12 protein-coding genes are annotated in these 15090 nt (G+C 66.9%); 5 read left to right on the forward strand and 7 right to left on the reverse strand.

Annotation, left to right across the window (positions count from 1 at the left end):
• Positions 1-28: 28 nt before the first annotated feature.
• Complete coding sequence (gene htpX / locus EPO50_RS07040) at positions 29-997, forward strand: zinc metalloprotease HtpX (RefSeq protein ID WP_296342373.1); 969 nt, start codon at positions 29-31, stop codon at positions 995-997.
• A gap of 15 nt (positions 998-1012) precedes the next feature.
• Here the strand turns inward: htpX and EPO50_RS07045 are convergent, their stop codons facing one another.
• Positions 1013-2062, reverse strand: a complete 1050-nt coding sequence (locus EPO50_RS07045) for a DNA recombination protein RmuC (protein ID WP_296342375.1) — start codon at positions 2060-2062, stop codon at positions 1013-1015.
• Positions 2063-2123: 61 nt separating this feature from the next.
• On the opposite strand from EPO50_RS07045, the gene EPO50_RS07050 reads away from it, so the two are divergent.
• The 3 genes from EPO50_RS07050 to rnk all read left to right on the forward strand — a co-directional run bounded on the left by EPO50_RS07050 (position 2124) and on the right by rnk (position 4379).
• Entirely contained in the window at positions 2124-2804 is a 681-nt protein-coding gene (locus EPO50_RS07050; protein ID WP_296342378.1) for a pyrimidine 5'-nucleotidase, read from the forward strand.
• Positions 2801-3748 carry a 2-dehydropantoate 2-reductase gene (gene panE, locus EPO50_RS07055; protein ID WP_296342380.1) on the forward strand — a complete coding sequence of 316 codons (948 nt, stop codon included), beginning with the start codon at positions 2801-2803 and terminating at the stop codon, positions 3746-3748. Before EPO50_RS07050 ends, panE begins: the two co-directional genes overlap by 4 nt.
• 232 nt (positions 3749-3980) lie before the next feature.
• Complete coding sequence (rnk, locus tag EPO50_RS07060; RefSeq protein ID WP_296342382.1) at positions 3981-4379, forward strand: nucleoside diphosphate kinase regulator; 399 nt, start codon at positions 3981-3983, stop codon at positions 4377-4379.
• Positions 4380-4388: 9 nt separating this feature from the next.
• Here rnk and EPO50_RS07065 read toward each other — a convergent pair whose 3' ends face one another.
• On the reverse strand, positions 4389-5006 hold the full coding sequence (locus tag EPO50_RS07065) for a LysE family translocator (RefSeq protein WP_296342384.1): 618 nt from the start codon (positions 5004-5006) through the stop codon (positions 4389-4391).
• A gap of 15 nt (positions 5007-5021) precedes the next feature.
• Positions 5022-7319: an NADP-dependent malic enzyme gene (locus EPO50_RS07070; RefSeq protein WP_296342386.1), complete on the reverse strand. Its 2298-nt coding sequence runs from the start codon at positions 7317-7319 to the stop codon at positions 5022-5024.
• Between the two features lie 175 nt (positions 7320-7494).
• Here EPO50_RS07070 and mutS point away from each other — a divergent pair, with 175 nt between their 5' ends.
• Entirely contained in the window at positions 7495-10170 is a 2676-nt protein-coding gene (gene mutS, locus EPO50_RS07075; RefSeq protein ID WP_296342388.1) for a DNA mismatch repair protein MutS, read from the forward strand.
• Here mutS and EPO50_RS07080 read toward each other — a convergent pair whose 3' ends face one another.
• From EPO50_RS07080 to EPO50_RS07095, 4 genes are read right to left on the reverse strand one after another with little or no spacing between them, the layout of a single operon-like run.
• Positions 10171-11187: a methionine synthase gene (locus EPO50_RS07080; protein ID WP_296342390.1), complete on the reverse strand. Its 1017-nt coding sequence runs from the start codon at positions 11185-11187 to the stop codon at positions 10171-10173.
• Positions 11188-12576: a heme biosynthesis HemY N-terminal domain-containing protein gene (locus EPO50_RS07085; RefSeq protein ID WP_296342392.1), complete on the reverse strand. Its 1389-nt coding sequence runs from the start codon at positions 12574-12576 to the stop codon at positions 11188-11190.
• Positions 12577-12583: 7 nt separating this feature from the next.
• On the reverse strand, positions 12584-14560 hold the full coding sequence (locus tag EPO50_RS07090; protein WP_296342394.1) for a uroporphyrinogen-III synthase: 1977 nt from the start codon (positions 14558-14560) through the stop codon (positions 12584-12586).
• Between the two features lie 46 nt (positions 14561-14606).
• On the reverse strand, positions 14607-15071 hold the full coding sequence (locus tag EPO50_RS07095; protein WP_296342395.1) for a methylated-DNA--[protein]-cysteine S-methyltransferase: 465 nt from the start codon (positions 15069-15071) through the stop codon (positions 14607-14609).
• Positions 15072-15090 lie beyond the last annotated feature (19 nt).

Raw genomic sequence — 15090 nt, forward strand, 5'->3', positions numbered from 1 at the left:
GCCACAGTTTGAAACCATCTTTCCCGCCATGAACTACTTCAAGACTGCCCTTCTCCTGGCCGGACTGACAGGCTTCTTCCTGGTCGTGGGCTATCTGTTGGGTGGCCAATCCGGCCTTGTGCTTGCGCTCGTCGTGGCGCTGGGCATGAACGTGTTTGCCTACTGGAACAGCGACAAGATGGTGCTGCGCATGAGCAACGCGCAGGAGGTCGGGCCGGAGACCGCGCCCGAGCTCTTCGGCATTGTCCAGCAGCTCGCCCAGCGCGCCAACCTGCCGATGCCGAAGGTCTACCTGATCGACGAGGACCAGCCGAACGCCTTCGCGACCGGCCGCGACCCCGAACATGCCGCCGTTGCGGCCACGACCGGCCTGCTGCGCAACCTTTCGCGCGAGGAGATCGCGGGCGTGATGGCGCACGAGCTGAGCCATGTCCGCCATCGCGACACCCTGATCATGACGGTCGCGGCGACGCTCTCGGGTGCCATTGGCATGCTGGCGAGTTTCGGCGGCTTGATGGGCGGCGGCCGCGATTCGGAAGGCCGGCCGATGGTGAACCCGATCGTGGCTATTGCCGCGATGATCCTAGCGCCGATGGCCGCCATGCTGGTCCAGATGGCGATCAGCCGTGGCCGCGAATACGAAGCCGATCGCATGGGCGCGGAGATTTGCGGCCAGCCGATGTGGCTTGCCTCGGCGCTGGCCAAGCTGCATGCCGGCACGCAGCAGATCCATAACCAGGCGGCGGAGCGCAATCCGGCGACGGCGCATATGTACATCGCCAACCCGCTGGCCGCTGCCGGTGGCATGTCGAGCCTGTTCTCGACCCATCCGCCGATGGAAGAGCGCATTGCGCGCCTGCAGGCGATGGCGTCGACGGGCGGTTACAGTCCGCAGCCGGCCGGCACGTCGCGTCCGGCGCGGTCGAGCATCCCGCAGACGGGCAACAGCCCCTGGGGCTCCGCACCGCGGGACTCGGGCCGCGGTCCCTGGGGCTAAGCTCGGGGGCTGAGCCTAAAGCTTCGGTAAGGACGGCGGATCGTCGCCAAGATCGACGTCGAGGATGCGCTGACCGCGCTTGGTGATGCGGTCAGCCGAGATGTCGACGTCGCGCAGGTCCTTCTCAGCCATCGCAAAGTGTGACTTGAGCTTCTCGACCCGCTCGTCGAGACGTTTCACGTCGTCAAGCAGCAGGCCGACCGTCTTCTGGATCTCGCCTGCCTGCTCGCGCATGCGCACGTCCTTGAGGACGGCGCGCACGGTGTTGAGCGTGGCCATCATGGTCGTGGGCGAGACGATCCAGACACGCGCCTTGTAGGATTCCTCGACGATTGCCGTGAAGTTGGCGTGCAGTTCGGCATAGACCGCTTCCGACGGCAGGAACATCAGCGCCGACTCGGCGGTCTCGCCCGGCACGCCGACATACTTCTCGCGAATGTCGCCGATATGCTTGCGCATCGCCTGCTGGAAGGCGCGTTGCGCGGCCTGCAGAGCCGCGGTGTCGCCCGGCGCCACCGCGCGCAGCGCGCGATAACTCTCCAGCGGGAACTTGGCGTCGATGGCAATCGGTCCCGGCGGATGCGGCAGCTTCAGGAGACAGTCGGCGCGCACGCCCGAAGAGAGCGTCACCTGGAAGGCGTAGGCCGAGGGAGGCAGGGCGCTCGATACCAGGTCGTTCAGCTGCACTTCGCCGAAGGCGCCGCGCGCCTGCTTGTTGGAGAGCACTTCCTGCAGGCTCACGACCTGGGTCGACAGCTCGCCAATCTTCTTCTGCGCCTCGTCGATGCGGACCAGCCGCTCGCGCAGGTCGGTGACGATCTGGCCGGTGGCCTTCTCGGTGCGGTCCAGCCGTTCGTGGACGACCTTGCTCAGCGCCTGTTCCTGCTCGCGTAGCGAACGTTCGACCCGCTGCACGGTGTCGGCCTGCTGGCTGAGCGCCAGGCCGAGCTGATGACGCATCTGCTCTGCATCGCGGCTGCTGCTGCCCTGGCGCAGCAGGATCACGAGGAGAAGCAGCACCAGCAGCGCGACGGCGGCGAGGAGGACGATCGTCAGCGTATCCATTGCCTTCCTTATAATCCACCGCCTCGACAAGCGCACGGCTGGCGGCTAAGCCAGCCCTGCCATGCCTCCCAAACATGATCCCGACGTCTGGCTTTTCGATCTCGACAACACGCTGTATCCGGCGCGCTGCAACCTGTTCGCCCAGATCGACGTGCGCATCGGCCGCTATATCTCGGACTGGCTGAAGGTCGACGCCGAGGAAGCGCGGCGGGTTCAGAAGGAATACTGGCGCGATCACGGCACGTCGATGCGCGGCATGATGAGCCTGCATGGCGTCGACCCGAAGCATTATCTCGATTACGTCCACGACATCGACTATTCGCCGGTCGAGGCCAATCCCGCGCTCGAAGCGTCGTTGCGCGCGCTGCCGGGCCGCAAGCTCATCTTCACGGCCGGCGACGTGCCGCACGCCGAGAGGGTCATGGAGCGGTTGGGCGTGGCGCATCACTTCGAGGCGATCTTCGACATCGCAGCCGGCGACTATTGGCCGAAGCCACACAAGCAGATCTACGAGAAGCTCGTGAAGCAGCACAACGTCGACCCGACGCGCGCCGCCTTTGCCGATGACATCTCGGTCAATCTCAAACCTGCCGCCGACATGGGCATGCGCACGGTGTGGATCCGCACCGACGAAAGCGTGAAGCGCGCGGCCGATACCGATCTCAGCCACATCCACCACCAGACCGACGATCTCGCGACATGGCTCGCGGACTGGCTGGCCGAAAGGAGTTCGAAGTCGTGAAGATCCTTATCCTCGGTGCCGGCGCGGTCGGCGGTTATTTCGGCGCGCGTCTCCATCAGGCCGGCGCGGACGTGACGTTCCTGCTGCGCGAGAAGCGCGCTGCCAAGGTCAAGGCCGAGGGCCTGGTCATCAAGAGCCCCAAGGGCGACGCGGTGCTGCCGGTCAAGGTCGTCACCAAGGGCAGCGACGGAGGCCCGTACGACCTCATCATCCTCGCCTGCAAGGCCTACGACCTCGACTCGGCGATCGAGTCGATCGCGCCGGCGGTAGGCGCCAACACCACTATCGTGCCGATGCTGAACGGCCACGCGCATTTCGGCGTGCTCGATGCCAAGTTCGGCGCCGACAAGATTGCCGGCGGTCTGGCGCGCATCGGCGGCATGCTGGGTCCCAACGGCGAGGTGCTGCACACCAGCCCGTTCGCCGGTGTTTCCTTCGGTGAACGCTCCGGCCAGCCGGCGCGTCAGTCGCTGAAGGATCTCGACGCCGCCTGCAAGAAGGCCGGCATCGACGGTGGCCTGAACGAGAAGATCAACCAGGATCTCTGGGACAAGTGGATCATGCTGACCTCGCTCGCCGCGATGTGCTGCACGTTGCGTGGCACGACCGGCGACATCATGGCGGCCGATGACGGCGAGGCGCTGATGGTCGAGACTGTCGAGGAATGCCGCAAGGTTGCCGCGGCCGAAGGGTTCGATCCGGGCGACAAGGGCATCGCCAACCTCAAGACCTATCTCACGCAGCGCGGCTCGGGCTTTGCCGCCTCGATGCTGGGCGACCTCGAAAAAGGCGGCCAGATCGAAGGCCGCCACGTGATCGGCGACATGCTGGGTCGGGCGCGCAAATACGGCATCGCAGCACCACATCTGCGCACGGCCTATGCGGTTGTCCAGGCCTACGAGGCGCGGCGCGAGCGCGGTGGGCTCGGCAAGCCGACCAAGTAACGTCGGCTGCGGCTGCCGTGTAAACGGGCTTGAAAGCCTGTGCGCGCGGGCTTACCTCTTAGGTATGAACTTCTCGGCAGTCCTTTCCCTGGTGCCGCGGCGGAACCATCCGATCGCGGAAGCGTAGTCCCCGAGCCGGCCCATCGTGTCCCGGCGTCGGGGCACCCGATCGCCATGCGCGATTGCCGACAGTTCTTTCATTTTTGTGTTTTCAATAGCAGGAGCATCCGCGATGCCCGCAGTCGTGCGGAACCGGTCGGTTCCCAACATCATCGTAAGCACCGCCGACTATGAGCGGCTGACCGATCTCGCCACTGCTTCTCTCGAGCGTTTGCCTGAGGTCGCGGAAGAGCTGCTGTCCGAAATGGAACGCGCCAAGGTCGTGAAAGACGGCAGCGTGCCGGACGATGTCGTGCGCATGGGCTCGACGGTGACGTTCCGGTCCGACGATGGTCGCGAGCTGACGGAGACGCTGGTCTATCCGGTCGACGAAGACAGCGACGCGCACAAGATCTCGGTGATGACGCCGGTCGGCGCCGCGCTGATCGGGCTTGCCGTGGGCCAGTCGATTTCCTGGACAGCGCGCGACGGCCGCAAGCATCAGCTCACCGTCGTGAAGGTGAAGCAGTAGCCTCCGCTATCAGGGCTTGTAGCGGAGCAGGGCGGCGCCAAACCCGATGAAGACCAGGCCGCTGGCCCGGTTCAATCGGCGCCGCCAGATCCCGTGCATCAGCCGGTCCGCCAGCTTGCGGCCGGAGAGCGCGTAGATCGAATAGAAGAACAGCTCGACACCCACGAAGGTCGCGACCATCAGCGCAAACTGCGGCATCCACGCCGTCGTGGGGTCGATGAACTGCGGGAAGAAGGCCGCCGCGAAGATCAGCAGCTTGGGATTGCTGATGCCCACCAGGAAACCGTCGCGAAACAGCGCTGTCTTCGACGTGCCTGTCGGCAGTGGCGCGGCGTCGGGTTCAACCGGCTCACGCCAGAGCTGAATGCCGAGATAGGCCAGGTAGGCGGCGCCCGCGATCTTCAGGACATCGAAGGCGGTCGGCAGCGCCAGCAGGAGCGCGCTCAGTCCGGCGACCGAACCCGTGAGCATCAGCACGAGCGCCAGGAGACAGCCCGTCATGCCGACGAAGGCCGGTCCCAGCCCGAAGCGGATGCTTCGGGTGGTAACGTAGAGCACGTTCGGTCCCGGCGTGCTGGCGATCAGCACGACGGCGCCGAGATAGAGCCACCAGGTCTCCAGCGCCATTGCTGCTGATCGCGCCTAGCGGCCGTTGCTGAGCGCGCCGTAGGCGGCGAGAGCGGCGTGGTTCACCAGGTCGCTCACCGTGGCGCCCATCTGCACGATCTGCACCGGCTTCTGCAGCCCGTCGATCACCGGGCCGATCACCGTCACGCCGCCCAGCGACTGCATCAGCCGCGAGGAGATGTGGGCGGAGTGCAGGCCCGGCATCACCAGCACGTTGGCCGGCCCGGTGAGGCGGCAGAACGGGTAGGTCGAGCGCAGCAGCTCGTAGTCGAGCGCCATGTCGGCCTGCATCTCGCCGTCGTACTCGAAGTCGACCTCCTCGGCGTCGAGCAGGCGGATCGCCTTGCGGATGCGGTCGATGCGCTCGATCTCGCGGCTGCCGAAGTTGGAGAACGACAGGAACGCGACGCGCGGATCGTGGCCCATGATCCGCACATTCTTCGCCATCTGCTTGGCGATGGTCGCGAGCTGTTCGGGGGTGGGCGTCTCGTTGATCGACGTATCGGCCAGGAACACCGTGCCCTGGCGCGAGACGATGATCGAGTAGCCGATCGGCACCTTGTTGGGCTCGATGTCGATCACACGCTTGACGTCGCCGTAGCACTCCGGGAAGCGCCGCGTGATGCCGGTCACCATGCCGTCAGCGTCGCCCATCGCCACCATGCAGGCACCGAACACGTTGCGGCCCTGGTTGACCATGCGCTGCACGTCGCGATGCAGGAAGCCATCGCGTTGCAGCCGCTTGTAGACCATGTCGGTGTAGGGCGCGTTCCGGGTCGAGAGCCGCGCGTTGTGAATTTCCATGCCCGCTGCATTGTTTATGCCGAGCGTCTTCATGGTCTCGCGCACCTGCTCCTCGCGGCCGATCAGGATCGGCGTGCCGTAGCCGTTGTCGCGGAACATGACGGCGGCGCGGATGGTGCGCTCCTCCTCACCCTCGGCGAAGACGATGCGTCGCGGATTGGCCTTCACCTGCTCGAACAGGCTTTGCAGCCAGTGACTGGTCGGATCGAGTCGGCCCGACAGGGAGCGACGGTATTCCGCCATGTCGGGGATCGGCTTGCGGGCCACGCCGGAATCCATAGCAGCCTGCGCCACCGCACAGGAGACGAAGGAAATCAGGCGCGGATCGAACGGCACTGGCACGACATAATCCGACCCGTAGCGCAGGCGACGACCGGAATAGGCGCGGTCGACCTCGTCGGGCACGTCCTCACGGGCGAGCTTGGCCAGCGCCTCGGCGGCGGCGATCTTCATCTCTTCGTTGATGGTGCGCGCCCGCACGTCGAGCGCGCCACGGAAGATGTAGGGGAAGCCCAGCACGTTATTGATCTGGTTGGCGTAGTCGCTGCGGCCGGTGGCGATGATGGCGTCGGCGCGCACCGACTTCACGTCCTCGGGCGTGATCTCGGGATCGGGATTGGCCATGGCGAAGATGATCGGCTTGGCCGCCATCGACTGGACCATCTCCTTGGTCACCGCGCCCTTGACCGAAAGGCCGAAGAAGACGTCGGCACCCTTCATGGCCTCTTCCAGGGTGCGCGCCTTGGTCTTCACCGCGTGCGCGCTCTTCCACTGGTTCATGCCCTCGGTGCGGCCCTGGTAGATGACGCCCTTGGTGTCGCATAGGATGGCGTTGTCGTGTGGCAGGCCCATGGCCTTGACCAGCTCGATGCAGGCGATGGAGGCGGCGCCCGCGCCGTTCACCACCATCTTGATGTCCTTGATGTTGCGACCGGTGAGGTGCAGCGCGTTGATCAGGCCGGCGGCCGAGACGATCGCCGTCCCGTGCTGGTCGTCGTGGAAGATCGGGATGTCCATCAACTCGCGCAGGCGCTGCTCGATGATGAAGCACTCCGGCGCCTTGATGTCCTCGAGGTTGATGCCGCCGAAGGTCGGCCCGAGATAGCGCACGCAGTTCACGAACTCGTCGACGTCTCTGGTGTCGACTTCGAGGTCGATGCAGTCGACGTCGGCGAAGCGTTTGAAGAGGACGGCCTTGCCCTCCATCACCGGCTTGCCGCCGAGCGCACCCAGGTCGCCCAGGCCCAGCACGGCGGTGCCGTTGGAGATCACCGCGACCAGATTGCCCTTGGCCGTATAGTCATATGCCGTGTCCGGGTTCTTCGCGATCTCCAGGCACGGGGCGGCAACGCCAGGCGAATAGGCCAGCGCCAGGTCGCGCTGCGTGACCAGGGGCTTGGTCGCAATGATCTCGATCTTCCCGGGCCGCCCCTCGCGGTGCATGCGCAGCGAATCGCCGTCGAGATCGCCCATTTCATTGACCATTGCTTCCGAGCCGCTGCTCGCCATTCGTTTCTCTCCCGGTTGAGGCGTCATATTGGCGGCAATCCAAGACCTGTGCCAGCAGGCCATGCCGCGCTGCAACGCCGCCTTTCATGTCGGTATCCGGTCCCCAGATATCGTCCACCTCTCGTCCACATGGCCCGCCCGGTCGCCTGTGCTAGACCGGGCTCGGAGGAGTTTCGTGCCGGACAGTTCCGCCATTCCCGCCGACGCCACGCCGATGATGCGCCAGTATCTGGCGATCAAGGCTGCGCATCCGGACCATCTGGTTTTCTACCGGATGGGCGATTTCTACGAGCTGTTCTTCGACGACGCGGTGAAGGCCTCGGCGGCGCTCGATATTGCGCTCACCAAGCGTGGTCAGCATCTCGGCGAAGACATCAAGATGTGCGGCGTGCCGGTGCACAGCCACGAAGCCTACCTGTCGCGACTGATCCGCCAGGGCTTCAAAGTTGCAGTATGCGAGCAGGTCGAGGATCCGGCCGAAGCCAAGAAGCGCGGCGCCAAGTCGGTGGTCGAGCGCGCCGTGGTGCGCGTCATCACGCCGGGCACACTGACCGAGGACGCGCTGCTCGATGCCCGCAGCCACAACTACCTCGCCGCCCTCGCCGAGGCGCAGGGCGAACTGGCGCTGGGCTGGCTCGACCTGTCGACGGCCGATTTCGCAGCCCAGCCGCTACAGCCGGGCCAGGTCGCGGCCGCGCTGGCGCGGTTGGCGCCGGGCGAATTGCTGGTGCCCGACCGGCTGCTGGCGCGCGAACCCCTGAAGACGGTGCTGGAGGAATGGAATTCCGTCCTGACGCCGCTGCCCTCGGCGCGGTTCGACAGCGACAATGCCCGCAAGCGCCTGCAGGCGGCGTTCAATGTCGCTGCCCTCGACAGTTTCGGCAGCTTCTCGCGCGCCGAGATCGCGGCCTGCGGCGCCCTGCTCGACTATGTCGAGCTGACCCAGGCCGGCAAGCGACCCGCACTCTCGCCGCCGCGCCGCGAGCGCGCCGACGGCACGATGGAGATCGATCCGGCGACGCGGCGTAACCTTGAACTGGTGCGCAGCCTCGATGGCCGGCGTGACGGCAGCCTGCTCGCCACCATCGACCGCACGCTCACAGGTCCAGGCGCGCGTCTGCTGGCCGAGCGTATCGCCGCGCCACTGACCGAACGTCCCGAGATCGAACGTCGCCTCGACCTGGTGCAGCTCTTCGTCGAGCGGCCGGCCGTGCGCGAGCGTGTCCGCGAGGCGCTGCGGCGCACGCCCGATGTCGAGCGTGCGTTGCAGCGGCTCAGTGTCGGTCGCGGCGGTCCGCGCGATCTCGCAGCGTTGCGCGATGGGCTGGAATCAGGCGAGACGCTGGCGGAGTCGTTGAAGGCGGAACCTGAAGCCTTGGCGCCGCCGCCCGCGCCGCTCGCCGGCATCGTGGCGGACTGCTCGGGCCATCGGGCTACGGTCGCGGCTCTCACTGAAGCGCTGGCGGACGAACCGCCGCTTCTGACGCGCGACGGCGGCTTCGTACGCCAGGGCTATCGCACCGAGCTCGACGAACAACGCACCCTGCGCGACGACAGCCGCAAGACCGTCGCGGCACTGGAAGCCAAGTATCGGACTTCGACCGGCGTCCCCTCGCTGAAGATCCGCCACAACAACATGATCGGCTACCACATCGAGGTGACGGCGACGCATGCCGACAAGCTCGATATCGCGGCCCTCGGTTTCTCGCGCCGGCAGTCGATGTCGAATGCCACGCGCTACAGCACCGCCGAGCTTGCCGATCTGGAGACCCGCATCGGCCGTGCTGCCGATCAGGCACTGGCGCTGGAACTCGCGATCTTCGAGGAGCTGGTCGCCAAGGTGTTGGTGGTGTCGACGGCCATCGCGGCGGCCGGTCGCGCGCTCGCCACCCTCGATGTCGCCGCGGCGATGGCGGAGCTTGCTGCCTCCAGCAACTATGTGCGGCCGCTGCTCACCGACGAACCATCCTTCGCCATCGAAGGCGGGCGGCATCCCGTGGTCGAGGCGGCGCTCTCCAAGCAGGGCGGCTCAGGGTTCGTGCCCAACGATTGTGACCTCGGCACCGAGCGGCGGCTGTGGCTGCTGACCGGTCCCAACATGGCCGGCAAGTCGACCTTCCTCCGCCAGAACGCATTGATCACGGTGATGGCGCAGGCCGGTTCGTTCGTGCCGGCCAAGACGGCGACCATCGGCATCGTCGATCGCTTGTTCAGCCGTGTTGGCGCTGCCGACGATCTGGCGCGCGGTCGTTCCACCTTCATGGTCGAGATGGTCGAGACCGCGGCCATCCTGAACCAGGCGACGGCGAGGAGCCTCGTCATCCTCGACGAGATCGGCCGTGGCACGGCGACCTTCGATGGTCTGTCGATCGCCTGGGCGACGCTCGAACATCTGCACGACATCAATCGAAGCCGCGCCCTGTTCGCCACGCACTATCACGAGCTGGGCGCGCTCAAGGAACGGCTCGCCGCTCTAGCGCCCTACACGATGCGCGTGAAGGAGTGGCAGAACGAGGTCGTGTTCCTGCACGAAGTGGCGCCGGGCGCCGCCGATCGGTCCTATGGCATCCACGTCGCCCAGCTCGCCGGTCTGCCGGCCGCCGTCGTAACGCGCGCGGAGGAAGTGCTGGCGGTGCTGGAGAAGGGCGAGCAGTCGGGTGCGGTGACCAAGCTCGCCGACGATCTGCCGCTCTTTGCCGCCGCACCCGCGCGACCGGCTGGCGGTTCGGGCAAGCAGAAAGAATCGGAAGTCGAGAAGGCGCTGGCCGAGGTCAATCCCGACGAACTCTCGCCGCGCGAGGCGTTGGAGATGCTCTATGCGCTCCGCCAGCGGCTTCCGCGTACGCCTTAGCTAGAAAGCCTTTCGCGCCAGCGCGGCACCCTCGGCGAGAGCGCGCAGCTTGCCGTAGGCGACGCCCAGCGTCATCGGCGCCATGCCGCAGTTGGTGCAGGCCTGGATGCGCTCGGGATCGACGAACTTCGTGGCGAGCTTCAGCGTTTCGGCGACCTGCTCGGGTGTCTCGACTTTATCCGAGGCGACGTCGATGGCGCCGACCAGCACGGTCTTGGTCTTGAGCAGCTTCATCAGCTCCGGCGGCACGTGGCTCTCGCGGCATTCGAGCGACACTTGCTGGATCGAGCTGCGATCGAGCGCCGGGAAGGTCTCTTCGTACTGGCGCCAGCTTTCGCCCAGCGTTTCCTTCCACTTGATGTTGGCTTCGATGCCGTAGCCGTAGCAGATGTGGACGGCCGTGGTGCATTTCAGGCCCTCGGCCGCCTTCTCCAGCGCCGGCACGCCCCAGTCCACCGTCTCCTTCAGGTAGACGTTGAAGGCAGGCTCATCGAACTGGATGACGTCGACGCCGATTTTCTCCAGCTCCTTCGCTTCCTGGTTCAGGAGTTCGGCGAAGGCGAAGGCCATCTTCACGCGATCGCCGTAGTAGCCGTCGGCCAGCGTGTCGATCAGCGTCATTGGGCCGGGCAAGGTGAACTTGAGCTTGCGCGACGTGGCGGCACGCGCGACCCGCGCCTCGCGCTCGTGCACGAACCGGCGACGCTTGAGCGGCGCGGTCACGGTCGGGCAATCGGCATCGTAGCGGTTGTTGCGGATGCCCATGCGCACCTTCTTGTCGAAGTCGACACCGTCGACCTCAGCCAGGAAGCCGTGCACGAAATGTTGCCGCGCCTGCTCGCCGTCGCTGACGATGTCGAGCCCGGCCTCTTCCTGGCGGCGGATCGCCAGGAACGTCGCGTCGTCCTTGGCTTCGAAGAGGGGCGCGCCGGAGAGCGTCCAGGGCGCCCACAGAACGTTCGGTGTGGCGAGCCAGGCTGGCTTGGGCAGGCTGCCGGCGAGAGTGGTCTCGAACATCTATGACCCCGTAGTAGGAGAGGGCATCGGCGACGTTGGCGTCGGAGGGGAAAGAGCGGGCGCGGGCTGCGCTTCCGGCGGCAGGATATGGCCATAGGTGCCCGGCGCGCGCCACTGCAGCGTGCCGAAGGCGCCGCAGCTCTCGCAGACCGGCCGCCAGGCTTCGTGATGCGCACCGCACGAGCCGCACCGCCAGCTGCGGTCGGCCGGCGCGTCGGCGACCCTCGCCAGCCAGTCGTGGACCTTCGCCGGATCGGACTGCGCGCGCTCCTCGACCTCGGCCATGAGACGGCAGACGCGCACCGGCGGGTTGGTGCCGGCGGCGGTTTCGAGGTGACGCCGCGCCTCGCCCCACAGGCCCGCGTCGAGCGAGGCCTGCGCCAGCGCAATGTGACTTTCGATGTCGGCCGGATTCTGGCCGGCCAGCTTCCGCACCACACCAATGCGCTTCAGCGCCTCGCTTTCGTCTGACGCTTCGAGGTAGAGCGGCACGAGATCGGGATGCGGCGCCACGGCCCACCCGCGCTCGATCGTGCGCATCGCCTTCTTCTTGTCGCCGGTCTTGATCTGCAGTTCGGCCAGCCGCTGCGTGGCCGCGATGCGCTCGGGCGCCAGACCAAATGCCTCACGCGCCAAAGCAAGCGCGTCGCTCGTGCGACCCTCGCGTTCGGCTTCGCGGCTGCGCTCGACTTCGAGTAGCGCCTTCAGCGCCCGGCCCTTGTCCTGGGTCACCACCTTGCGGCGGATGCCCGACTCCAGCGTCTCTTGCGCCGCCCTCCACTGGCCGGTCTGGGCCTGCATGTCGAACAGCGAATGCACGACCCACGGCGTCTGCGGCCGGAGCTTGAAGGCGCGCTCGGCCAGCGCCAGCGCCTTGGACTGGTCGCCATCGCGCAGTGCTTGCCCGATCAGGCCACGCAGGCCGAGGAAGGCCATCTGCTCGTCTTCGAGCATGGCGTTGAAGGCACGCTGGGCGCCGTCGCGATCGCCGGTGAGCTGTGCGGCTTGCGCCGACAGCAGTAGGGTCAAGGCCGGTTCCGACAGAAGTTGCTCGGCCTTGCGCGCGTGCTTCTGTGCCTCTGCGCCATCGCCTGCGGCTACGGCGGCGAGGCCCTGGGTCAGTTCGCGATAGCCGCGACGGCGTCGGCTTTCGCCCCAGCCCTCCAGCAGGGCGCCGGGTGCGCCGACGATCCAGCGATAGAGCAACCACGCGCCGATGCTGACCAGGATCAGCACGACGACGGTGACCAGCAAGGCGCCGACGCTGGTATCGAGGCGCCAGCCTTGCCATTCGGCCGTCAGGCTGCCCGGCCGTTCGGCGAGCCACACCGCGCCCAACATGGCGACCGCGGCAACGACGAACCAGATGAGCGTGCGGAGGGTGGTCATTGGCCGCTTACCGCGTCGCGCCGAGGAGCGCCACGGCCTGTGCCGCGAGCTGATCGATCGCGCGCTTAGCCGCTAGATGATCCTCGGCGCGCGATAGCCATCCCGTCGTTGCCCGTGCGGTCTGGGGCGGCATCGACTTCACCAGCTCTGCCGCCTTGCCGAGATCGCCGGCTTCGACGGCCGCTTCGGCGCGGGCCAGCTTGGCCTCGACGCTGTCACCCTGGACGTCGGCGCCGACACGGCGCAGCGAGACGAGGTTGCGCACCTTGCCCATGAGCCGTTCGCCGAACGAATCGTCGGCGACATCGTCGGCCAGGGCCGCCTTGGCCATCGCCGGAAAGGCGGCCGCGAGAGCGGCACGCGAACTGACGCCGGACTGGGCATAGGGCTGCAGGGCCGTGACGACTTCGCCGAGCTTGGCGTCGCTTTGTGCCAGCGGCGCCAGTAGTTTGAGGTCGGCGGCGAAGGGCAGGCCGGAGTCGAGGGCGGCATTCAGCCGGGCCGCAATGCCGATCACGGCCGAGGCGTTGGCGGCGGCCAGGGCTTTCTGCTCGCCGGCGCCGCGTGCGCTCGCTTCGCTGCGCGCCTTGTCGACGGCATCGGCCAGCACCTTGGCCTGATCGCGTTGACCGGACACCGCCTGGTCGAGCGACTGCAGGGCATTGCGCAACGTGGCGATCTCGAGCTTCAGCGTCGAGATCTCCCTCTCTTGGTCCGGGTTCGGCGCGGCCACACTGGCCGCTGGCGGAGCGGGGTCGGGGGCCGGTGCAGACGCAGGGCGGCTTTCAAGCGCCTCGACCTTGCGACGCAACTCGGCGATGGCGGGATCCGGCGCCGATGGCGGAGATGGAGCCGCGGCAGGTCGCTCGGCTACCGTCGTCGACAGCGCACGCAGACGCTTCTCGAGGTCGTCGAGCTTGACCATCATTTCAGCGCGTGCGGCCGTGACTGTCGCCGTGGCGGCCGCGGCAGCATCCTGACGGACGGCCTGAAGGTCTAGCGCGGGCGTCGGCGCCGGCACGGCGGCCTCGCCGCGCCACAGGTTACGGATCTCGGCGGGCCAGTAGGGCAATGAAACCAATGCCCCTGCCAGCACGAGGCAGGACGACACGATGCCGGTGAAGAAGGCGCCCACCACGCCGATGCCGCGGCGCGTCTGGACAGGTGGAGGAGCAGTGGAGGCAATGGGCGGCTCGGGATCGGCAGAAGCGCGATCGGGAGAAGAAGGTGTGTCGCTCATGGTGCTCGGTCCTTCTACGCCGGTGGCGGCAAGTCGGTCGATTTCGTCGAGAACGGCCTGACGGGTCGGTCGTGTCGCCGCCACGACCGTCTTGAACGGCAATGTTTTCAAGGGAGCGGCCGCGGTCGGGCTGATGGCGATGGCCGTGACACCGGTGAGCGCGCTCGACACGCCCGCCTCCTGCACCAGCCGCACGAACAGGTCGGCGGCGCGCGGCGAGAAGAAGGTCGCGGCATCGAGGGCGCGGCCTTCGATCGCGGCACGCGCCGAATCGGGCAGGGCGGTTTCCTTGCGCGCATCGTAGAGCGCGAAACGGCGGACCTCGAAGCCGTCGGGCTTCAGTGCCTCCGCAAAGTCGAGGGCGATGTCGGCGCCCGACACGTGCACCAGCGGTCCCGATTTGGGATCAAGCTTCTCCCGGACCAAATCGGCGAGCGCCAGACCATCGCCTGATGCCGAGGCAACGGCGCTGAAGCCCAACCCTTCGGCTGTCGAAGCAGTGGTGTCGCCGACGGCAAGGATCGGCCGGCCGCGTTGATCGCTTGCCTCGGCGAGCGCCCGCGCGCCATTGGCGCTGGTCAGCAGAACCGCCTGGGCGGCCGAGAGCGCTGCGGAGAACCCTGCAGGTGGCCGCAGAATCTGCAGATGAAACAACGGTGCGATCACGGGCGCATGGCCGCGCTCGCCTAGCGCTGCCGCCAGCGTTGTCGCCTCGCGTTCCGGCCGGGTGATCAGCACGCGCATGACGTCTCCGTAGCCGGGGCTTCCCGCCGACGCAACGACAGAGAAGCTACAGGAGGACGACGCCTTCCAGCGCCAGCAATTTGCGTTTGGTCGGCAAGCCCTGTCCGCCGGAGAAGCCGCCTTCCTTGCCGCCGCTGCCCAGGACACGATGGCAGGGCACGATGATCGGGATGGGATTGCGCCCGCACGCCATGCCGATCGCCCGTGGCCCGGAGCTCAGCGCCATCGCCATGCCGCCATAGGTCGCAGTCTCGCCGTAGGGAATCTCGCTCATCATCCTCCACACGCTCTTCTGGAAATCAGTGCCGCGTGCAGCGAGTGGCAGCTCAAAGCGTTTGAGCTGGCGGGCGAAGTAGCGTTCGAGCTGGCGCATAGCCTCTTTCAGTACGGGATTCATGCCCTGGTCCCGCGCCCGCTCGCCGTCACTCGCCCAGCGTAAGCCGGTCAAGGCATCGTGATCGGCCTCGATCGCCAGTCGGCCGACCGGGCTCGTGACGTAACAAATTGACATGTTGCGAGCGTAGCGTCGG

This window comes from Reyranella sp. (assembly GCF_004297405.1).
Lineage (GTDB): Bacteria > Pseudomonadota > Alphaproteobacteria > Reyranellales > Reyranellaceae > Reyranella.

Excerpts from the sequence above, each read along its gene's own strand:
- EPO50_RS07090 (WP_296342394.1), bottom strand. The coding sequence starts at position 14,560 with ATGCGCGTGCTGATCACCCGGCCGGAACGCGAGGCGACAACGCTGGCG.
- EPO50_RS07065 (WP_296342384.1), bottom strand. The coding sequence starts at position 5,006 with ATGGCGCTGGAGACCTGGTGGCTCTATCTCGGCGCCGTCGTGCTGATC.
- EPO50_RS07085 (WP_296342392.1), bottom strand. The coding sequence starts at position 12,576 with ATGACCACCCTCCGCACGCTCATCTGGTTCGTCGTTGCCGCGGTCGCC.
- EPO50_RS07050 (WP_296342378.1), top strand. The coding sequence starts at position 2,124 with ATGCCTCCCAAACATGATCCCGACGTCTGGCTTTTCGATCTCGACAAC.
- EPO50_RS07070 (WP_296342386.1), bottom strand. The coding sequence starts at position 7,319 with ATGGCGAGCAGCGGCTCGGAAGCAATGGTCAATGAAATGGGCGATCTC.
- rnk (WP_296342382.1), top strand. The coding sequence starts at position 3,981 with ATGCCCGCAGTCGTGCGGAACCGGTCGGTTCCCAACATCATCGTAAGC.
- EPO50_RS07045 (WP_296342375.1), bottom strand. The coding sequence starts at position 2,062 with ATGGATACGCTGACGATCGTCCTCCTCGCCGCCGTCGCGCTGCTGGTG.
- htpX (WP_296342373.1), top strand. The coding sequence starts at position 29 with ATGAACTACTTCAAGACTGCCCTTCTCCTGGCCGGACTGACAGGCTTC.
- EPO50_RS07095 (WP_296342395.1), bottom strand. The coding sequence starts at position 15,071 with ATGTCAATTTGTTACGTCACGAGCCCGGTCGGCCGACTGGCGATCGAG.
- EPO50_RS07080 (WP_296342390.1), bottom strand. The coding sequence starts at position 11,187 with ATGTTCGAGACCACTCTCGCCGGCAGCCTGCCCAAGCCAGCCTGGCTC.